At 35.4% G+C, this 21,800-nt stretch carries 19 protein-coding genes; 10 read left to right on the plus strand and 9 right to left on the minus strand.

The genetic code is table 11. From position 1 onward, the window contains the following. The first annotated feature begins 2 nt into the window (after nt 1–2). From GQ590_RS05290 to GQ590_RS05300, 3 genes are read left to right on the plus strand one after another with little or no spacing between them, the layout of a single operon-like run. Nucleotides 3–836 (plus strand): carboxylesterase, encoded by an 834-nt coding sequence (locus GQ590_RS05290; protein ID WP_160405753.1) that lies wholly within the window; start codon nt 3–5, stop codon nt 834–836. After that, nucleotides 836–1,192 carry an EamA family transporter gene (locus tag GQ590_RS05295; RefSeq protein ID WP_160405754.1) on the plus strand — a complete coding sequence of 119 codons (357 nt, stop codon included), beginning with the start codon at nt 836–838 and terminating at the stop codon, nt 1,190–1,192. Before GQ590_RS05290 ends, GQ590_RS05295 begins: the two co-directional genes overlap by 1 nt. 1 nt (nt 1,193) lies before the next feature. Then, nucleotides 1,194–1,595: a multidrug efflux SMR transporter gene (locus tag GQ590_RS05300; protein ID WP_160405755.1), complete on the plus strand. Its 402-nt coding sequence runs from the start codon at nt 1,194–1,196 to the stop codon at nt 1,593–1,595. Between the two features lie 74 nt (nt 1,596–1,669). On the opposite strand, the gene GQ590_RS05305 is transcribed toward GQ590_RS05300, so the two are convergent. The 3 genes from GQ590_RS05305 to GQ590_RS05315 all read right to left on the minus strand — a co-directional run bounded on the left by GQ590_RS05305 (nt 1,670) and on the right by GQ590_RS05315 (nt 5,050). Then, the gene (locus GQ590_RS05305) at nt 1,670–2,542 is read right to left on the minus strand and encodes an arginase family protein (protein WP_160405756.1); all 873 of its coding nucleotides are present in this window, start codon (nt 2,540–2,542) and stop codon (nt 1,670–1,672) included. After that, nucleotides 2,539–3,588, minus strand: a complete 1,050-nt coding sequence (locus GQ590_RS05310; RefSeq protein ID WP_160405757.1) for a GNAT family N-acetyltransferase — start codon at nt 3,586–3,588, stop codon at nt 2,539–2,541. Before GQ590_RS05310 ends, GQ590_RS05305 begins: the two co-directional genes overlap by 4 nt. 73 nt (nt 3,589–3,661) lie before the next feature. Further along, nucleotides 3,662–5,050, minus strand: coding sequence for an aminotransferase class III-fold pyridoxal phosphate-dependent enzyme (locus GQ590_RS05315; protein WP_160405796.1), 1,389 nt, complete (start codon nt 5,048–5,050; stop codon nt 3,662–3,664). A gap of 189 nt (nt 5,051–5,239) precedes the next feature. Here GQ590_RS05315 and GQ590_RS05320 point away from each other — a divergent pair, with 189 nt between their 5' ends. From GQ590_RS05320 to gyrB, 7 genes are all read left to right on the plus strand, one after another. Further along, on the plus strand, nt 5,240–5,989 hold the full coding sequence (locus GQ590_RS05320) for a MipA/OmpV family protein (RefSeq protein WP_160405758.1): 750 nt from the start codon (nt 5,240–5,242) through the stop codon (nt 5,987–5,989). A gap of 116 nt (nt 5,990–6,105) precedes the next feature. Beyond that, nucleotides 6,106–7,014, plus strand: coding sequence for a recombination-associated protein RdgC (locus tag GQ590_RS05325; RefSeq protein WP_160405759.1), 909 nt, complete (start codon nt 6,106–6,108; stop codon nt 7,012–7,014). A 193-nt stretch (nt 7,015–7,207) separates the two neighbouring features. Then, nucleotides 7,208–8,302, plus strand: coding sequence for a porin OmpA (gene ompA / locus GQ590_RS05330; protein ID WP_160405760.1), 1,095 nt, complete (start codon nt 7,208–7,210; stop codon nt 8,300–8,302). Nucleotides 8,303–8,464: 162 nt separating this feature from the next. Next, nucleotides 8,465–9,823, plus strand: a complete 1,359-nt coding sequence (gene dnaA, locus GQ590_RS05335) for a chromosomal replication initiator protein DnaA (protein WP_160405761.1) — start codon at nt 8,465–8,467, stop codon at nt 9,821–9,823. Between the two features lie 15 nt (nt 9,824–9,838). Further along, nucleotides 9,839–10,942 carry a DNA polymerase III subunit beta gene (gene dnaN / locus GQ590_RS05340; protein ID WP_160405762.1) on the plus strand — a complete coding sequence of 368 codons (1,104 nt, stop codon included), beginning with the start codon at nt 9,839–9,841 and terminating at the stop codon, nt 10,940–10,942. A gap of 48 nt (nt 10,943–10,990) precedes the next feature. After that, complete coding sequence (gene recF, locus GQ590_RS05345; protein WP_160405763.1) at nt 10,991–12,064, plus strand: DNA replication/repair protein RecF; 1,074 nt, start codon at nt 10,991–10,993, stop codon at nt 12,062–12,064. A gap of 42 nt (nt 12,065–12,106) precedes the next feature. After that, on the plus strand, nt 12,107–14,518 hold the full coding sequence (gene gyrB, locus GQ590_RS05350) for a DNA topoisomerase (ATP-hydrolyzing) subunit B (protein ID WP_160405764.1): 2,412 nt from the start codon (nt 12,107–12,109) through the stop codon (nt 14,516–14,518). 269 nt (nt 14,519–14,787) lie between these two features. Here the strand turns inward: gyrB and GQ590_RS05355 are convergent, their stop codons facing one another. The 6 genes from GQ590_RS05355 to GQ590_RS05380 all read right to left on the minus strand — a co-directional run bounded on the left by GQ590_RS05355 (nt 14,788) and on the right by GQ590_RS05380 (nt 21,800). Beyond that, nucleotides 14,788–16,233, minus strand: a complete 1,446-nt coding sequence (locus GQ590_RS05355; RefSeq protein ID WP_160405765.1) for a VWA domain-containing protein — start codon at nt 16,231–16,233, stop codon at nt 14,788–14,790. A 103-nt stretch (nt 16,234–16,336) separates the two neighbouring features. Further along, complete coding sequence (locus GQ590_RS05360; RefSeq protein WP_160405766.1) at nt 16,337–17,752, minus strand: VWA domain-containing protein; 1,416 nt, start codon at nt 17,750–17,752, stop codon at nt 16,337–16,339. A gap of 81 nt (nt 17,753–17,833) precedes the next feature. After that, on the minus strand, nt 17,834–18,316 hold the full coding sequence (locus GQ590_RS05365; RefSeq protein ID WP_160405767.1) for a hypothetical protein: 483 nt from the start codon (nt 18,314–18,316) through the stop codon (nt 17,834–17,836). Nucleotides 18,317–18,318: 2 nt separating this feature from the next. Then, nucleotides 18,319–19,008 (minus strand): hypothetical protein, encoded by a 690-nt coding sequence (locus GQ590_RS05370; protein ID WP_160405768.1) that lies wholly within the window; start codon nt 19,006–19,008, stop codon nt 18,319–18,321. Next, the gene (locus GQ590_RS05375) at nt 19,001–20,590 is read right to left on the minus strand and encodes an SUMF1/EgtB/PvdO family nonheme iron enzyme (protein ID WP_202112889.1); all 1,590 of its coding nucleotides are present in this window, start codon (nt 20,588–20,590) and stop codon (nt 19,001–19,003) included. The genes GQ590_RS05370 and GQ590_RS05375 overlap by 8 nt, the downstream gene beginning before the upstream one ends. Continuing rightward, entirely contained in the window at nt 20,580–21,800 is a 1,221-nt protein-coding gene (locus tag GQ590_RS05380) for an ABC transporter permease (protein WP_160405769.1), read from the minus strand. Before GQ590_RS05380 ends, GQ590_RS05375 begins: the two co-directional genes overlap by 11 nt.

Consider the following 21,800-nt stretch of genomic DNA (forward strand, 5'->3'; position numbering starts at 1 on the left):
TAATGAGTAAAATTGAAGATTTATCTTACTTTCTACCTGGTAATAAAAACGGCGTGTTATTGATTCATGGTTTAACTGGCACTCCGAATGAAATGCGAATTTTAGCTAATGGTTTAAATAAAGCAGGGTTTACCGTTTATGCCATTCAATTAGCTGGGCATTGTGGTACTGAAGAAGATCTGTGTAAAACAACATGGCAAGATTGGTATAAAAGCGTGCAAGATGGGGCTGATTATTTAGCACAGCATGTAGAGAATATGTTTGTAGCAGGTTTATCAATGGGGGCATTATTGGCACTAAAATTGGCCGCAGACAGACCTGAACAAATTAAAGGTGTTGGCGTGTTAGCACCGACATTTTGTTATGATGGTTGGAGTATGCCGTTTTGGGCAAAAAAACTGTTTTTCTTACTGGTTTATTTTAAGAAATTGGGTATTTTCCAAAAGAAAGTGTTTATTGAAAAACCACCTTACGGGCTTAAAGACGAGCGTATTCGAGCTGTGGTTTCTGAAAGTATGTTAAGTGGCGATGCGGCATCAGCAGGGCTTGCTGGTAACCCGTTTCCTGCACTTGCCGAAATGCAATTACTGGCAAAAGCCATGCGTCAGCAATTACCTAAAGTGACATCACCCTGTTTAATTATGCATTCAGGTAATGATGATATTGCTAATATAGAAACCAATGCCAAATTAGTTGAAAAATCGGTATCAGGTCCAACAAAATTAGTGGTATTAAATGATAGTTATCATTTAATTACAATTGATAGCCAACGCCGTGAAGTAATCAAAGAGTGCGCGTCGTTTTTTGATAATATTGCTGAAGGAATCAAAGCATAATGTCGCCATTAGTTATCATTCTTTGGGTTAGTAATATCTGTTTTGATACATTAGGGCAAGTTGCTTTTAAATTCGCCGCCACTGCTCCCAATAACCGCGATGGTTGGTACTATTGGTTAGATCTAGCTAAAAATAAGTGGATTTGGGTTGGCATTATCGCTTATGTAGCTGAATTTTTATTATGGTTGGCTTTTTTAACATTAGTACCGCTTTCGCAAGGCGTATTACTTGCTTCATTTAATATCATTACTATCATGCTAGTAGGTCGAGTTATTTTTAAGGAATTGCTAACCATTTATCGCTTAATTGGCATGCTATTAATCACAGCAGGCGTTATTTTTGTAGGAATGTCTTAATATGGCCAGATTTTATATCATTGGATTTACCGTATTGTTGTTTTTTGACACTATTGCACAGTGTAGTTTTAAATTAACTGCAATACATGCAGAACCATTAGCTATGAGCGTTGATTGGTTAGTTCGTGTATTTACTAATCCATGGATTTATATCTCAATAGCTGGGTATATTTTAACTTTTTTTACTTGGATGACGTTACTAAAAAAAGCCCCTGTAGGCCCTGCTTTTGCAGCATCTCACTTTGAGGTTGTAACAGTTATGGTTGTTTCAATCTGGCTATTTCACGAACCAATTACATTATTCAAGTTAATTGGCACAATACTAATTGTTTCTGGCATTCTTTTTTTAGCGTTAGCAGAAAGTAAATTATCTAAACAAGAGTCAAACAATCTTCAACGTTAAGTTCTGATATAGCAAGGAAAGTAAGTGATTTCTATACTTAAACACGTACTTTCCTGAAACTTTTTTACAAAAATTTATACTGCTAATGCCTTTAATAACGTCAAATTAAGCTGATGTTGCTCTTGTTGCCAATTAACAAGGTTATTTGGTGATATGGTAGGTTGTTTATCAAGCGAACTAAGCAAACGCTTAAACCAATTTGCTGGCTGCCATATTGATAGTTCCCCCGTAATATCGCTACCGACAATTCTAGATTTAATTGAAGAAATAGTATCAAGTAGGTGGTAAGTTTGTAATCTACCTTGATCCCAGTTGGTGTGAATAACCTCTTCACTCAATACATCTTTATCAATCGAGACATAAACAGGCTGTGCGCTATGATATTGTTCCGATAGAAAGTTAGCAATAAGATCATCTGGTGTCGCAAAATGCCGAAAAGCATGGCCTAAACCTATTTTTTTGGCCCATGTGACATTGACATCTAAGCTCCAATAGGTCAACTTTTTATGAAACAGTGGCGCCCATCGATTTTCCCAAAAATGAGCAAGCCCAATATCATGAGAGGTAATACCAAGCACATGCACATGGCTCACAAAAGGCAAACTTGCCACATAACTTACCCATGATCCACAATGGATACCGAACAAATAACGCATATTGTCAGGATGATTATCAAAAATCACAACTTGAATCGGGTTATCAGCAGAATATTGCTTTGCTAAACGTTCAATAAGCAATAATGAAATATGATGAAAATCACCACTACCCATTAGTACTGTACCATAATTTTCTGGTAAAAATTGCTGTAACACATTGTTAAATTGGTTAAACGTCTTTTTAGTACAGCCAAAACGAATTGTATCTTGCCACTGGGTAACATCAATTGTGTTAGCATAATCAATTTTACCAACACTTTGATCAAAGTTGAGAATAATAGGGCATGTCATGCTACTTTCTCCTTGTCACTTTCAAAATGACTAATCAATCTTCTTAATACAGCTCTTAATAATGGATTGCGAATATAAACTAAATGTTTTGTAAAGGTAAATTTTGCACCTAACGAAGCTTTTACTTCGGGATCAGTCCAACCTGCAATATAGTGACTAAAACCTTGCTGTAAAGCATATTCAAGATTAACAAACCAACTTACAAAATAGAGATTAAGCGCTCTTGCCTGTGGATAAACCATACCAATATATTTATCAACTAACATATTATTAACCACAAAACAAATATTATACCCAACCAATTTATCATCATGATAATAAGTTACAATATGCGCATTTTGGGGTTTGTTTTGTAATAGCTGAGTAAAAAAAGATTTAGTCAATAAATCAAAATGTATTTCGCTTTGCTCATAAACATTAAGATAAAGTTGATAATACTCATCTAAAACTGCTTGGTCATAGAAACACTCATCACCACTATGCAAAATATGAATGGCTAGTTTATTGCGTGATTTTAGTTTTCGTCTAAAATTTTTACGTCGACTATACGAAAAACGGGAAAAGACTTCATTTATATCACTAAAATCAATCGGTACCCAAGCCAGTGCTTGCCCTTCAACTTCAATAAAACCTTGTGCTTTTAGTGATGAAATAAAGCGCAATGAATAGTCGTTGTCTTTTTCACTCAATAAAGGCGATGAAACAGGAATATCTTTAACAATCAAAAAAGGATATCGTTTAGCGTAAGCCGTTTTTATGTTTTCAGCCAATTGATTTTCATCAACTTTATCGTTTAATAACGCATATTCAGAAACTGTTGCTCCAACAAAGCAGGTATTGGGTTTTAAGTAGCGTTGCCATTTATGATAAAAAGGAAGCTTTTGAATTTTATGTCTGAAATCATCATCGGCAGTAGTCAAAAGATCAAACTTTGCTGAAAAAACAGGCACACCATCTTCACTAAGCCATGCTGAAAAGTCTTGTGGCGGATGATCTAGAAAATTGTCTATTAATTCATTGGGTTCTAACTGGTTGATGTATTTCATAACGTTCAAATAAATGATTGGCTGTAGCACGCAAGCCCGCCAATAAATATTGGCGGGAATTTAAGATGAATGATTAAAGTTCTTTTTTAGCTCGTGTAATTAATTGATCAAGAAGCTCAATACCTTGATCAATCTCTTGACGAGAAATATGTAATGATGGCGCAAAAGTAATCACATTTTTATAGTAACCACCAATATCAAGTACTAAGCCCATTTTGGTACCTTTCCAATCAAGATCACCTGACATACCAATATCAACCATTTTGTCAACAAGTGCTTTATTGGCTGTAAAGCCATCTTCTGTACAAATTTCTGCACGAAGAGCTAAACCTAAACCATCAACTTCGCCAATCTCTTTGTGTTTCTTCTCTAGTGTTTTTAAGCCTTCAAGGAAGTAAGCTCCACTATCCATAACCATTTTTTCGTAATCAGTTTCAGAAGTCATTTTTAATACTTCAAGACCAACTGCCGTACCTAGTGGGTTTGATGCAAATGTTGAATGTGTTGAGCCAACAGGGAACACTTCAGGATTAATTAATTCTTCGCGCGCCCATAAACCACCAAGTGGGTTAAGACCATTAGTTAATGCTTTAGCGAAAACCACAACATCAGGCTTAACATCAAAATGTTCAATTGACCAAAGTTTACCTGTACGATAAAAGCCCATTTGGATTTCATCAACGACTAATAAAATACCATACTGATCTAAAACTTTTTTAAGACCTTTAAAGTAATTACGAGGAGGAACAATATAACCACCCGTTGCTTGTAAAGGTTCAGCATAAAATGCCGCGTATTCGGCTTGCCCTACTTTTGGATCCCAAACTCCGTGGTATTCGGTTTCAAATAGGCGTGCAAACTCAGCAACTAAATGTTCGCCATATTCTTCAGCAGTCATACCTTTAGGACGACGGAAAGGATATGGGAATGGAACAAACATCGCTCGATCACCAAAATGACCATAACGACGACGGTAACGATAACTTGATGTGATTGATGAGGCGCCAAGTGTACGGCCGTGGTATCCACCTTGGAAAGCAAACATTAGTGATTTACCACCTGTTGCATTACGCACTACTTTTAACGAGTCTTCAATACACTGTGAACCACCTACATTGAAATGTACCCGCCCTTCATAACCAAATCGCTTTTCCATACCTTGGGCAATGGTTTTGGCTAATTCAATTTTTGTAGGATGTAAATATTGGCTAGCGCATTGTGGTAAGGTATCAATTTGCTTTTTAAGAACATTGTTTAAGCGTTCATTGGCATAACCAAAGTTACATGCTGAGTACCACATTTGTAGATCAAGGAAAGCTTTACCTTCTTTGTCATACATGTAGCTACCTTCACAACCGTCAAAGATTTTTGGTGGCTCAACATAATGTACGGTATCACCAAAAGAGCAATATTTCGCTTCATCAGCTAACAATGTAGCATCATCAGGACGACTGTTAGTCATTTCTAAAGTTGGTTTACTCATAATTTATCTCACTAATCAATATTCAAATACAATAAAATGTGGCATTATTATTCAAGAAATTTGCTTGTTACAATGTACAGTTAATGTATAGATTGTGTGACGATTAGCTAAACAATTAAATCTTATTAATTTGTAATAAACATTCACTTTTTATATAAGCATAAAAAAATGAAAAAAACACTTTGTGGACTTTCTATTTTATCTATAATCACTTTAGGAACTGCACAGTTTGCATTAGCTGAGCCAACTTCCCTTGGTTTAGGCATGGGTTGGGCAAATTCACCTTATAAAAATTATAATGATAATTATTACCCTATTCCTCATATCGATTATGACAATGGGCTATTTTTTATTGATGATTTATCTGCTGGCGTTTATGCTTATAATACTGATAATCAAAGTGTCTCAATAGGTGCTCGCTACTTATCTAATGAATTTAAACCACACAATTCAGATAATCACCAATTAAGGCAACTTAATAGCCGTCACTCAACATTACTGGCAGAAATAGAATATTCTATTGTGACCAATTGGGGAGTGGTTTCTAGTAGTATCGGCGCTGATGTATTAAACGAAAGTAATAGTGTTTTAGCTAATGCCGATTATACTGTCCCTTATATGCAGGGTAATTTAATTATAGCGCCGTCTATTGGTATAAATTGGGCTAATAGTAAACATAATAATTATTATTATGGTATTTCGCATAAAGAATCGTCTCGTTCAAAATTGCGATACTTTAATGCAGACAGTTCATTAACACCTTATGCCGAAATAGCTGCACAATATTCATTAACCAAAAATATAGCGACTTTTGGCGGTATTCATATCGACAAATTAACTGGCGATGCGGCAAGTAGTCCTATGGTTGACAATAGTGCTATCACTTCGGTTTATATGGGGTTATCTTATAACTTTTAATTAATATTGATTGAAACTCAATATCAAAATCATAATAGCAATACTTACGATAATCAGTAATTGCTGTTTAAATGAAATAAAATCTTTATTACAAAAAATTCAGGAAATAGAAAAGTATGCTCTGGTTTAAAAATGCCATCATTTATCAACTCAATAACGACACGTTACTTAATAAAGATGCGATTGAAAACGCACTAAAATCACACCCTTTTACACCTTGTGGAAATTTAGATACCACAAAAATGGGCTGGGTTTCGCCTTATCATGATAATAATCAAGAGGATTTTATTGTTGATATGCAAGGGCATTTATTATTACGCATCAAAAAAGAGACAAAAATATTGCCCTCTCCAGTAATCAAACAAGCTTTATTAGAAAAAATTGATAAACAAGAACAAGCGCTAAGTAGGAAGTTAACCAAAAACGAAAAAGCCACTTTAAAAGATGAGGTCATGATTGACTTAATGCCAAGAGCTTTTAGTAAATATAATCACTATTGGTTATGGTTAGATACGCATAATAAACGCATTATTGTTGACTGTAGTAGCTTTAAACAAGCCGAAGATATCTTAGCTATTTTGCGTAAAGAGCTTGGCTCGCTTGCATTAACGCCGTTATCTATTGATAAACCACTTGAACAAATCATGACCACATGGACAAGGGAAAACCTAAATTTCCCACCATTTTTATTGGGCGATCAGGCCGAGCTTAAAGATCCGCTTGAAGGTAATGGAATTATCAGTTGCAAAAATCAAGAAATCACCAGTGATGAAATGCGTGTTCATTTCGATTCTGGTAAATGGCTCACTAAAATTAAAATTATCGATGAAAGAGGCGTCAGCTTTATTGTTAATAGTGATTTAACTTTTAAACGAATTAAATTTGATTCGGTTATTTTAGATGAAAATGAAGATATCGGTTCAGATGAGTTTAATAAAAGACTTGAAGCTGACTTCTTTATTATGGCTAATTCATTAGCCAATACCATTAATGACTTTTATATGACTATTAACAAAATCATTTGATAAAATTATTTAAATATTTTTTATTAGATAGCAATAACTATAGATTTGCCTATTATCTATGCTATACTACGCAACAGATTATGGGTAACATAATTATATAACAATAAATAATTGTTCTTTTTATTTAAAGTAAATTTTAAACAATAAAGAAATTAAACATCGTCTATAACAACATTTAAGTTGAGGCAATAAAATGAAAAAAACTACTCTAGCTCTAGCGATTGCAGTTGCAAGTTTAACAGCTACTGCAGCTAATGCGGCATATGAAAATAACTCTTTTTATGCAGGTGCTAAATTAGGTTGGTCAGAACTTTATCGTTTAGATGCAAATAGAGTTCGCGTATGGGATAACGTCGGAGTCAGCACTTCAGATCGCAGCAATGTTGCTGGTGGTGCTTTCCTTGGTTTCCAAGCAAACCCTTATTTAGCATTTGAATTAGGCTACGATTGGTTAGGATCTGCTAAATATAAAAGATCTTTCCACTATGCAGGTAAAAACTATGATCTAGGTCATAGTAAAGTATCTGCTCAAGGCGTATCTTTAACTGGTAAATTGAGCTACCCTATCATTGACGGTCTAGATATCTATGGTCGTGCAGGTGGTATGGTCACTATCGCTAAATGGAAAAATGGCGGTTTAGTAAAAAAATACGAAAAACTTGATCATGGTTCAAAAACAGACGTTTCTCCAGTTTATGCTTTAGGTGTTGACTATCGTTTAACTGACGATTTATCAACTCGTTTAGAATACCAATACGTGCAACATATTCACACTAAAACTGACGCATCTCCAGATGCGGGTACTGTAAGCTTAGGTGTTACTTACCGTTTAGCAACATTAGATACACCAGCTCCAGTTGAATTAAAAACTGAAGTAAAACGTTATGTATTAAATGAAGACGTGCTATTTGCTTATGCAAAAGCTGACTTAAAAGCTGAAGGTCGTCAAGCATTAGATAACTTATTAACAAATCTTGTTAAAATCAACCCAACTGAAAGCGCAGTAGTGGTAATTGGCCATACTGACCGTATTGGTTCAGAGAGCTATAACCAAAAATTATCAGAACAACGAGCTCACTCAGTAATGAAATACTTAGTTGCTAAAGGTGTTCCTGCTGACTTAATCAGTGCTCGTGGTGTAGGTAAATCTCAACCAGTTACTGGTACTAAATGTAATGCACTTCGTGGCGCTAACTTAAAAGCATGTTTAGCCCCAGATCGTCGTGTTGAAATTGAAGTTAAAGCACGTAACATTCAAGAAGTTCAAGTAACTAATTCAACAAAATAATTTTTGTTTTTAGTTATTCATTAAGACCCGGTTAAAAGCCGGGTTTTTTATCTCTTTTTTGTTAACAACTAAATTATATATTGACTTAGATCTACAAATTATCCACAAAAGATATTATACTGCTTCTCAGTATTGTTAGTAAGAAAAGTTGAAGGAGTTGCCGTGCCTACCGCAATTTGGCAAGATTGCCTTTCTCAGTTACAAGAAGAAATCCCTACGACAGAATTTAATTTATGGATTCGCCCGTTGCAAGCGGAAATGGTCGATAATAAACTCTATATTTATGCACCTAATAGATTTGTGTTAGATTGGGTAAGAAATAAATATTTAACTACGATATCCCAATTGCTAAATAAGCTTTTCAATGACGATTCTTTAAAACTATTTCTTGAAGTTGGTTCAACCGTATCCAAAGATAAAAAAACGCAAAATAACCAACGTAAAGCAGAAGTTTTACCTGCTTGGCAAACAACAAAAGAGACAAATCACAATCATACTTATCGTTCGGGTATTAATCATAAGCACACTTTTAATAGTTTTGTTGAAGGTAAATCAAATCAACTTGCTGCTGCTGCAGCCAAACAAGTAGCTGAAAACCCAGGCAAAGCTTATAACCCTTTATTTTTATACGGTTCGACGGGTTTAGGTAAAACGCATTTATTACATGCCGTGGGTAATCAAATAATGGCAGCAAAAAACAATGCTAAAGTTGTTTATATGCACTCAGAGCGTTTTGTCCAAGATATGGTAAAAGCCTTACAAAACAATGCGATAGAAGAGTTTAAAAATTACTATCGTTCAGTTGATGCCTTACTGATTGATGATATTCAATTTTTTGCCAATAAAGAGCGATCTCAAGAAGAGTTCTTTCACACCTTTAACTCGTTATTAGAAGGCAATCAGCAAATTATTTTAACATCAGATCGTTATCCTAAAGAGATTGATGGCGTTGAAGATCGCCTAAAATCACGTTTTGGTTGGGGACTAACCATTGCAATCGAACCGCCCGAACTTGAAACACGGGTTGCGATTTTAATGAAAAAAGCCGAAGAAAATCATATCAGATTACCTGAAGAGGTCGCTTTTTTTATTGCTAAACGACTACGTTCGAATGTTCGTGAGTTGGAAGGCGCGCTTAATCGAGTTATTGCCAACGCTAATTTTACTGGTAAAGCTATTACCATAGATTTTGTTAAAGATGCTTTAAAAGATTTACTCGCTTTACAAGAAAAACTTGTCACTATTGAAAATATACAAAAGACAGTTGCGGAATATTATAAAATTAAAGTATCTGATTTACTTTCTAAACGCCGTTCTCGTTCAGTTGCAAGACCACGACAAGTCGCAATGGCGCTTGCCAAAGAACTTACTAATAAAAGTCTGCCTGAAATCGGTGACGGCTTTGGTGGGCGAGACCACACCACCGTATTACATGCATGCAGAAAGATTGCCGAATTAAAAGAAGAAAGCAATGCAATTAAAGAAGATTACTCCAATTTAATTAGAACATTATCAACTTAAAAAAGAATCAATACTATGAAATTTATTATAGATCGTGAAAAACTGATAAAACCATTGCAACTTGTCAGCGCCCCATTGAGTAATCGCCCGACGTTACCTATTTTGGGAAATTTATTATTACAAGTTAATGACAACACACTATCAATGACAGGAACGGATCTTGAAATAGAGATGATATCTCATTTACCATTAATTGAGCCAAGTGAACCTGGCGCAACTACAGTACCGGCAAGAAAATTTCTTGATATCTGTCGAAACCTACCTAATGATGCAAAGATATCGATAAGTGTTGACGATAATCGATTAATGATTCAATCGGGTCGTAGTAAATTTTCTTTAGCAACGCTACCTGCTAACGATTTTCCTAATTTAGAAAATTGGCAAAGTGATGTTGATCTTTCAGTACCACAAAGAACAATAAAACGACTTATTGATGCGGTACAATTTTCAATGGCAAATCAAGATGTCAGATATTACTTAAATGGCATGTTATTTGAAATTGAAGATAGCCTATTAAAAACTGTCGCAACCGATGGACACCGACTAGCGTTATGCGCACAGCCCATTGAGCAAAATATAAAAAATCACCACGCGGTCATTTTACCAAGAAAAGGGGTGCTTGAACTGGCAAAATTAGTTAGTGATAACGACGAACTTATCACAATGCAAATTGGTCATAATAACTTACGCGTTAATCTTGGTGATTTCACATTTACATCAAAACTTATTGATGGCAGATTTCCTGACTATAAACGGGTATTACCTCGTAATCCAGATAAACCACTTGAAGTCGCCTGCGAAGAGCTAAGAAATGCCCTGTCACGGGTTGCTATCTTATCTAATGAAAAATTCCGTGGAATTCGACTTCATGCCCATAACAATCAACTAAAAATCACAGCCAATAATCCGGAACAAGAAGAAGCAGAAGAAGTTGTTGATGTAAAATATGAGTCATCAGAGCTTGAAATTGGCTTTAATGTTACTTATTTACTCGACATATTAAACACATTAAGATGTGATAGCGTACAACTATTACTTACTGATTCAGTATCAAGTGTACAAATTGAAGATCTCAACAATCAATCTGCCACTTATGTTGTTATGCCGATGCGCTTATAATCAAATCTTATTTAATTGTCCGGCTTCGGCCGGAATAATTGACAGTATATGACTCTTTCAACCATCAACGTTCATCATTTTCGTAATATTGATTATGCACAGCTTGTTTTATCACCATACTTCAACTTCATTGTTGGTGATAATGGCAGTGGCAAAACTAGTCTGCTTGAAGCTATCTATATGCTTGGTCATGGACGAGCATTTAGGCATGCCCAATCAAATCGAATTATTCAACATGAACAACCTGAGCTTATATTATTTAGTGAGATAAAAAGTACCAATCAGCAAGTTCATTCAATAGGTCTTGCAAAATCACGCAATAACGAAAATAAAATAAAAATAAATGGAGACGGAGGCTTTCGATTGGCCGATTTAGCCAAATTATTACCAATACAATTAGTGACGCCTGAAGGGTTTGATTTATTGAGTGGTGGTCCAAAATATCGCCGTGCATTTATCGATTGGGGATGTTTTCATCATTACCCTGAATTTGTTCATTTATGGAACAATTTAAAACGCCTATTTAAGCAACGTAATGCACTGTTAAAACAAGCCAACAGTTATAAACAATTATTACCGTGGGACAAAGAGATCGCCCCAATTGCCGAAAAAATTAGCCAAATTCGAGCCGATTATTTACACCATATTTTTCCTGAAATTACTAAGACTTGCCGTGATTTTTTACCTGAATATCAACTTAATTGTCAATATTATCAAGGTTGGGATCATGGAATTAATTACTCCAAACAGCTACAAAAGCAGTACGATCGCGATAAGCTCCTTAATTACACCACCCTTGGACCACATAAAGCGGATATAAAATTACGTATCGATAATATTCCTGTCGAAGATCTTTTATCCCGAGGTCAACTAAAGCTAATGATGTGTGCTTTACGGTTATCTCAAGGTGAATATTACTCAAAACAAAATGCACAATCTTGTATTTACTTGATTGATGATTTTGCTTCAGAACTAGACCAAAATAAACGTGACTTGCTAGCAAAACGATTAAAATTAGCTAATTCACAAGTGTTTATTACTGCAGTTAGCCAAGATCAAATTAGCCATATGATCGATGAAAATGATAAGATTTTTCACATAAAATCTGGTATAATTTTGTAAGTATACAGAATGATATAAACAATCAATTAAGTCGAGAAATCCATGTCTAATTCTTATGATTCTTCCAGCATTAAAGTACTCAAAGGGCTTGATGCTGTCCGTAAACGTCCAGGTATGTATATTGGTGATACTGATGATGGAACAGGACTTCACCATATGGTTTTTGAAGTGGTCGATAATGCCATTGATGAAGCATTAGCGGGTTATTGCCACCATATTGAAGTCACCATCCACCCTGATAACTCGGTTTCTGTTCGTGACGATGGTCGTGGAATTCCAACGGGTATTCATGAAGAAGAAGGTATTTCAGCTGCTGAAGTTATCATGACCGTATTACACGCAGGTGGTAAATTCGATGACAACTCATACAAAGTTTCTGGCGGCTTGCATGGCGTTGGGGTTTCGGTTGTTAATGCCTTATCAGATAAATTAGAACTTGTCATTTATCGTGATGGAAAAATTCACCAACAAATTTACAACTTAGGGGTACCACAAGCACCACTTAACATCATTGGTGAAACCACAGAATCAGGTACATACGTTCGCTTCTGGCCAAGTCCTGAAACATTTACTAATATCGAATTTGTTTACGAAATACTTGCTAAACGACTTCGTGAACTCTCTTTCCTAAATTCAGGGGTATCAATAAAATTACTTGATGAACGCACAGGAAAAAGCGAGCATTATCATTACGAAGGTGGTATTCAGGCTTTTGTTGAATACCTTAATAAAAACAAAAATCCGATTCATCCTAAAATTTTCTACTTCAGCACCGAAAAAGACGATATTGGTGTCGAAGTAGCATTACAGTGGAATGACGGTTATCAAGAAAATATCTACTGCTTTACTAACAACATTCCTCAGCGCGATGGTGGAACACACTTAGCGGGTTTTCGTGGTGCAATGACGCGGACATTAAACAATTACATGGAAGCGGAAGGATACAGTAAAAAAGCCAAAATTAGCGCCACAGGTGATGATGCTCGTGAAGGACTCATTGCAGTTGTATCGGTCAAAGTGCCTGATCCTAAATTCTCGTCACAAACTAAAGACAAACTCGTCTCATCAGAAGTCAAATCAGCCGTTGAATCTGTCATGGGCGAAAAACTCGCCGAATACCTACTAGAAAACCCATCCGATGCCAAAATTGTGGTTGGCAAAATTATTGATGCAGCAAGAGCACGTGAAGCAGCACGCAAAGCGCGCGAAATGACACGACGCAAAGGAGCATTAGACCTAGGTGGCTTGCCGGGTAAACTTGCTGACTGCCAAGAAAAAGACCCAGCTTTATCTGAATTATACTTAGTGGAAGGGGATTCTGCGGGTGGCTCGGCAAAACAAGGGCGTAACCGCAAAAACCAAGCGATATTGCCACTAAAAGGGAAAATTCTTAATGTTGAAAAAGCCCGTTTTGACAAAATGCTCTCATCTCAAGAAGTCGGAACACTAATTACCGCATTAGGTTGTGGAATTGGGCGTGATGAATATAACCCAGATAAAATGCGTTACCACAGCATTATTATCATGACCGATGCCGATGTTGATGGCTCGCATATTCGCACTTTATTATTAACATTCTTTTATCGCCAAATGCCTGAAATCATTGAGCGTGGCTATGTTTATATTGCACAACCGCCTTTATACAAAGTCAAAAAAGGCAAGCAAGAACAATACATTAAAGATGATGACGCCATGACGCAATTCCAAATTGCCTTAGCACTTGAAGATGCCTCGTTACATGTCAATGACCATGCACCTGCACTTGCAGGCGAAGCATTAGAACGACTGATTGCAGAATATCAAAAAGTTGAAAAGCTTATCACCAAAATGGAGCGCCGTTACCCGAAAGCATTGCTTTGTGAATTGGTTTATCATGATGTATTAAACGAAAGTATTTTACAAAATCAACAACAGGCCGAAAATTGGGCAAAAACACTTGTTGAAAAACTAACAAACAAAGAACAACATGGCAGCAGCTACCTTTATTCAGCTGAATATAATGAAAAAGCACAGCTATATGTGCCAATCATTAAAGTAAAAACTCATGGTGTAGATACTAATTATCCATTAGATCAAGTATTCATCCATAGTAATGAATACCGTAATATCTGCCACCTTGGTACACAATTAAAAGATCTACTTGAAGACAGCGCCTTTATTCAACGTGGAGAACGCAAACAACCCGTAGAATCTTTTGATGAAGCTGTTGATTGGTTAATTAAAGAGTCTCGCCGTGGTTTAACGATCCAGCGCTACAAAGGTCTTGGTGAAATGAACCCAGAACAGTTATGGGAAACCACAATGGATCCAACCAGTCGTCGCATGTTGCAAGTCACCATAAAAGATGCAATTGAAGCGGATCAATTATTTACTACATTAATGGGTGATGAAGTTGAACCACGCCGACTATTTATTGAAGAAAACGCCCTTAAAGCGGCGAATTTAGATTTCTAAATGTTACCGTAATAAAAAACGGAAAAAGACCAGACGTCATGTCTGGTTTTTTATTGGGAATAAGGATTGTGAGAAAGCTGTTTTTGGCGAAAAATAAAAAACCTAAATAAAATCAATATCTTTCCTGACCAATTTTTTATAAAAGATAATGTCTTTTTTATTTTAAGTCTATAAAATGTGCTTATATTTTTTAAATTTCAAAGCGTTCAAATGTGCCAACCACAAACTAACTTAGTGTGCCAAACGAATAATTTGGCACAGTTTGTTTTTTACTGGCAAGTTGGTCTGTTGATTTTTAAGCTTGATACCGCTTTATTCATCTGCTTTATCATATCTTTAGGGCTTTGGGCTATGTAAACCTTGCCACCTGTGGCATTAGCAATGCAATCAATTTTGTGTTCGCCAGCAATATCGACAATATTAATTTTTAACCGTGGCTTTTGTGATGCAATATAATTAGCTAGTGTACAGATGTTATTTCTTGAACAGTTGTCTTCGCCATCACTGATTATCAGAATATAATCATCACGTTTTATACCATCAAGCATTTGGCTAGCTTTTTGTAGCCCACTGTATAAAGGCGTTCCACCACCACCTGCCGCTGTTGGTGTTAGTCGTTTTATTTTTCGTTTTAGCGTTCCTCGATTTGTGTAATTATAAAATGGCGAAACATCGGCCGTTGGGCAACTTGTTAAGGTGACAAGCGAAATATCGATATTTTGTTGTATTTTATCAATACTTGAGGTTGCTACATTCTTACTACTTGATAAACGAGTTGGTAAGCGTGTCATGCGTTTTTCATAATTGATTCTGTCTTGTTCTGACATGTTACGACCATAACCATAGGACATATATTGGAAGTATTTTTCAACCTCATGGGGTGGTTCATTTAAGGTGACGGTCATTGATAATGAGTTGTCAAAAATCATAACCATTTTTGAAGGATTAGAATTTTTTTTAATCTCTTCTTTGGTTATGCAGTTAGGCGGATTTTTTACCTTAGGCACTGGCGCTGGTGTTAACGCTGGTTCAGATTTTACAATAGGCTCAGACACCACCGGTGGCTCGGGCTGTTGTGGTTTTGTTGCTGGCTCTGGCACAGGGTCTGGCTGTTTTTCTTCAACCGGTGCCGAAATAACTGGCTTCGATACTGGCTCAGCAGGCACAATTTTAGGTTTTGCAAGCGGACAAAATAAGTACCAAAGTAAGCCAAGTAGTCCAACTAAAAATAAGGCTAAAAGTAAAAAATGCCACCAATGCCAAAATGGTATTGGCGCAACAATTGGCGCAGGTGCAGGTTGTACACCTTCTTGAAAAGTATTAACAATGACAGGTTCATCATTGATGACATAAATTAAGTTGCTTGAGCTTTTAATTTTAGGAAGCCACATCGAAACTAAATTTTGCTCTTCGTTACTTAATGGCATAAGGTTTATTGCAGTTTCAATGTCATTAAGGCGTGTTTGTAATGTTTGGGTAATCTCGTCTTTTTGCAATTGGTTGATAATGTTATCAAGTAAAAGCGGTTGCCCTTCAAGATCAGTATACCAACCTACATATTGCTGATTATCAATTAGCTTTGGTGTGGCTAAAATTGAAAAAGTACGTTCAGTTAAATGTGGTTTTAATAATAAAAGTAAGGAATGATATTGTTCTAACTGAGGAATTGTATCAGGGTCATTAGAATCAAAAGCTATCCGTGTTATTCGTTGCATTGTGAGTTTAAGTCCTTACATTTCATTATTATTTTTATAGTCATTACAAATAAATTTATAATAAATTCGATAGTTAATTATAGCCTATTGTTTAAAAAAATAGTTATTCGCATATCGGTTTACTAATATTCATATTCGAAACAGCATTATTCATTTGTTTGACTATCTGTGTTGGGTTTTGAGCTATATAAACTTTACCACCCGTTTTATTAGCTACACAGTCAATTTTATGTTCGCCTGCAATATCAACAATGTTGATTTTTAGGCGAGGTTTTTTAGCGGCAATTTCGCTCGCTAAAGTACAAATATTTGCTTTGGTGCAATTATCTGCACCATCACTAATTACTAATATGTAATCATCATGCTTTACACCATTAAGCATTTTACTAGCTTGCTGTATACCGCTATATAAAGGCGTTGAGCTGTGGCTTTCTAATGGATTTAATCGATTAATTTTATTTTTTAGCTTACCTCTATTATTATAGCTGTAAAACGAAGTCGTTTCTGCCACAGGGCAAGAAGAAAGCGTAACTAACGCAATATTAATATTTGGTTGTATTTTATCAATGGCTGACAATGCAACCTTTTTACTACTTGATAAACGATTAGGTAAACGTGTCATGCGTTTTTGATATGCGTCGGCCTCATCTTCGCTCATTGAATACCAATCAGCATGCAAGTATTTATCAATAGATTCTGGCGTTTCCATCAATGTCAATTTCATTGATGCTGAATTGTCAAATATCATAACCATTTTAGGTGTGTCAGCATTATTCGCAATTTGTTGACGAGTAATACAATTTTTAGGTACTGGTGCTGGTATTGGCGCAGGTATGGGGGCTGGTACTATCGGTTCAGGCTCAGATTTTGCAACAGGTGGTTGCTCTTTCTTAGGTGTTTCAATAATAGTAGGTTCTGGTTTCTTTTCTTCAACTGGTTGAGTTAGTACTGGTTCAGCAATTACGGGCTTTTCTTTTCCATATGGGCAAAATAAATACCAAAGCAGACCAAGTAGTCCAAGGAGTAATAAGCCTAAAAGTAAAAAATCCCACCAACGCCAAAATGATGTTTTTGCAATAATGGGAACAGGAGCTAAAGCAGGTAAAATAGGATCTTCAAAGGTGTTAACAATAACAGGATCATCATTAATGACATAAATAGAGTTACGTAAGCTTTTTAGCCTAGGTAACCATGATGAAAGAAATACTCGTTGTTGGTCAGTAACAGCAATTAATTTAACTGTTTCTTCAATATCGTTGAGGCGATTTTGTAGAGTTTTTTCTATCTTATTTTTTTGTGATTCATTACTGATATTGCTCAATAAGATTGGTTGCCCCTCTAACGGAGTATGCCAAGCAATATATTGATTATCATCAATTAATTTTGGTATAGCTAAAATTGAAAATGTCCGTTCAGTTAAATGAGGTTTTAGCAATGCTAATAAAGAATGATATTGTTCTAATAAAGACTTCTTTTCAATATTATTATGATCAAACACAATTCTTGTTATTCGTTGCATTGCTAATGCTCTTCTCTTTACTTAGGTGTTCATTTAACTTTTTCTGTTTTTATTTCAGCTTTTATTGAACAAGCAATATAGTTATATATTGAGTGCTTTTTGTAATTGTTGTAGTTTTTTGTTTAGCTTGTCTAACTCAACTTGTTTTTCAAGCTCTGAACTACTTGAACTGTTCACTTTTTTAAGTTGTTGCTCAATATCAGATACTTGGGCTTGTAAGTCATTACGACCTTTAGCTTTTTGTTTAATTTCGTTAGTGAGTTTAGTTAAATCAGTTTTCAGTTTTTGTTGTTGTGCCTGTTTTTGTTTAATACTTAATGCACTATCATTTTTTTGTTTTTCAATAGTGGCATAAATTTCTTTAAACTGCTGATTGGCTCTTTTTTCATTTTCAAGAATTTGTTGTTTATGATCAACCCGAGCTTGGTAATTTCCTGAATAATTACAGCTAATTTTATCGATAATACCAATATCTGTATTTTTGGGATCGCACTGTTCAAGTGTTGTTGAACAACCCGCTAAAAAAACAAGTGGGCTGAGTAATAAAAGATATCTTTTTTTCATAATTAGCTAACCTTAACTGCTGAACGTTGTTTTGTAACAAGAGTAATTTGATTTTCAAGTACTGAAATTTGTTTATGTAATTGGTTTATTTGTTTATCAAGTTTTGATACTTTTACACCAGATTGTTGTTCTTGGGATGATATTAAAATCCAATCATTTTCAACTTTCTTCATACTCTGTAACTTATCTGTCAAATAGGCAATATTGGCATCAATTTGTGCTAAATCGGTTTGAGCTTGTTTTTTATTCAATGTGTCTTTTTTGATTTGATTATTTAATATCTTAAGTGTTGCTAAATTCTTATCTAATACAGCTTTAGCTGTTTCGGTCACAGCTTGCACTTCGTAGGTATTTTTTTGAATGTCTTGGATATAAACATCAAGACGTGTTTCGGCATCAGCGTACTGAGCACGTTTAGAATCAAGATAATAGTTTGCGCCCATCATCACACCACAACCAACCGCCGCAGATGCAAGGCATACCTTAGTTTTTCCACCTGCTAATACACAGCCAATACCACCTAAACCCGCACCAATAGCACAAGATTGCCATGCTGATTTGCTAAAAAATTTGGCTGTATTGCTTTTAGTTAATGCAGGATCGACGTTTCTAGAGCTTACTCCACCAGCCCCTTGACAACCTGTTAAAATCAGCGATAAACATAAAGTAATGGCTACTATAATTTTATTCATTATTTTTTCCTTTTATTTCATTACATGTTTGTAGCCAAGCTGTTCGTTCGATTTTCCCTGATTCAACATATTGATTAATATGCTTGAAATAAAGTTTTAAATAATCGCTCATATTTGCTTTGCCACTATTTTCTAAAATAAATTGTGTTGATTTAGCTTGATCATTAATTGTCTTTTTTTCATAGTTTGATGCAGTGTTAACAATGGTATCGGAATAATATTTTAATATAAAATCCCGCGCACTTTTGGATTCATCAACAACCTGTTTTAAATTATCTAATTTCACTTTTGAACACATGTTGCTGTCATCTAGTGTGTCTGTTTCTTTTGGATCACACACTTCATTAACCATTGTTTTATATAAGTTGTCATTATATTCAAACTTGCTATTTAAATCTGAAACATTAGCACACAAAAATGCGCCTAATTGTAATGCTGATTGTATGGAGCGATCGCGTTGTTCGTCACGCGCTTGGTTTGCACTGCGTAAAAGTGTGTTGAGTTGATTTAATTCTTTTTTGGTTTTTTCATCTTCGACTTGTTTGGTGATTTTTTCAAGCTCACCAACAACATTGCTACTTTTGGTGTTGTCTGTTTCGTTGCCTAATGCGCTCCATTCTTTATCTAGCTCTTTAATTTTATCATTAGAATTCATTACTTCTGTGGTATAAATTAAACGAAACCCAACATCTTTACTTTTATAAGCGCCTTTATCATCATAAAAAGGTTTTTCAGTACGAAAAGCACTAGTGGTTGATGATTCAGGCGTTAAATAGCTGCCACCACGCACAATCATTCCACCTTGTTGACCATGGTAGCGATCAAGTTTATTCATTCTAAATGAGTCAAACATCATTTCGCTAGCGTTGCCTAAAATATCATAAAGACCTAGCGGATTTGGTTCTAATCTTCCAATAAGCTGTAATTTACCATTAGCTGACTTAGCGCCAGAAAACCACGCATAGCTTTCAAGATTACCTGTCATAGGGAATCGTGATTCACGGAACTCCGATTCAGTTACTTTTGCCCCACCTCGTGCTGCATATTCCCATTCCGTATTATTAGGCAAACGAATATATCCTTTAGGAATAGAATTTGATTTTATTTTTGCCTGATTTTTAATTAACCAACGGTTATATTTGTCAGTAAATGCAATAGCATCAAACCAACTAATATCAGTGATAGGAAAAGAAAGATTTAATTTAGCTGTTGGGCAAGTGTCATTCATGACTGCTTGGTATTGTAGTGCAGTAATTTCATATTTACCTATTAGGTAATATCTTTCATTGCCCGAGTCAGAAAAGCTACCAGAAATATAATTTGGTGTTGCATATTCAGCAAAACCAAGCTCTTTTTGGTTACTACCTAAAATAATTTTGACATCATCAAGTGGTTTATTAGTTGGTGTGAAGACCTTTTTCATGACTAAACTGCCATCACACGGCATAGGTAAAATTACGTCATCTTTTGCGGGCTTTGGGTTGTAAAATTTGCTGTCCCAAGGTTCTGCAAAACTTAACGACGGAATTAAACAGATTGCTACCAATCCAAAACATGCTAATTGAGTATAATTATGCTTCACGCAGGCTTTCTGCTGGTTGGATCTTAATAGCACGTCGACCTCCTATGGCTACAACTAGAGCTGAAATAAATAGGATCAGCATAAATGCAATAATAAAATGATAAAATTGTAATCGACTTACAATAGGTTGTGAAACTAAATTTTCACCTAAAATCGTATTAAACGCATAATTTCCTAATAAAAATAGCACAAAAGAGATAAAAAATGCCAAGCAACTTAATGTAATCGCTTGATTGATTAAATAAAACATAATTTCTTTAGATTGAAAACCAATTAGTCGCATGAAAGCGATATCCTTGCGCTTACGTTCTATATTGGATAAAAATGAGCCAGAAAATGATAAAATACAGCCAATTCCTGCCGTGATCGCAATAACACTAAAAATAAAATTAAGTACACGATCGATCGCTTTTACGTTTTCGATTGCGTTAGATTGCGTTCGAGTTTCAATATGCTTTTCTCGTAATTTAAAGGCCAATGGCGCAACATTATCTAGTTCGTTAGCATAAATACGTGCGCGAGCAAACGATGTGTGGTTAAGTGGGTTTAATTGTCCTGTGGATGTTTTGAATATGTCACTTTGATAACCATCATAAAAATCTTCCATCGCAATAAGTAAATCTAAAGAGACAAAAGCCGCAGCTCGGTTATAACGATTTTCGGGAATAATGCCCATAACTTCTAATACGGTTATTCCTTTTTCAAGTTTTCCATCAAGCTGCCTAGTAATTGCCATTTTTATATGGCTACCTACGCTAGCCTGCATTTTTTCGGCCGATAGTGCACTTAATAGGATCTGATTTTTACTCAATAATACTAATCCATAGGTTATTGGATCGCCTTTATCGGTGGGAATGATTTCGGCATTATTGACAAAATGGCTAGCGTCTTTGATTAAATCAGCTTGCGTGTTTAACGAGCGTGTAAGTGGGATCACAAAAGCGGTTTCAGGTTGCTTTTTTATCCAATTAAACATTTCGTCATTAAGTTGTAAATTACCAACAATTTTGATTTCTAAATTTTGTGGATCGTTTACTAATTGCTCACGAAGTTGCGAAACTATGCCATATTTTAAACTAAATAGTAATAATAGTGGTGTAATCACTGAGATCACTGAGGCAATAATACAAAATGATACTTTTTTGTCATACCATAAGTCTGCTAAAGATAAACGAGCAATAAGTAACCATTTTGATAGTGCTTTAGTCAT

The sequence above is a fragment of the Gilliamella sp. Lep-s35 genome (genome assembly GCF_009795845.1).
GTDB lineage: Bacteria > Pseudomonadota > Gammaproteobacteria > Enterobacterales > Orbaceae > Gilliamella.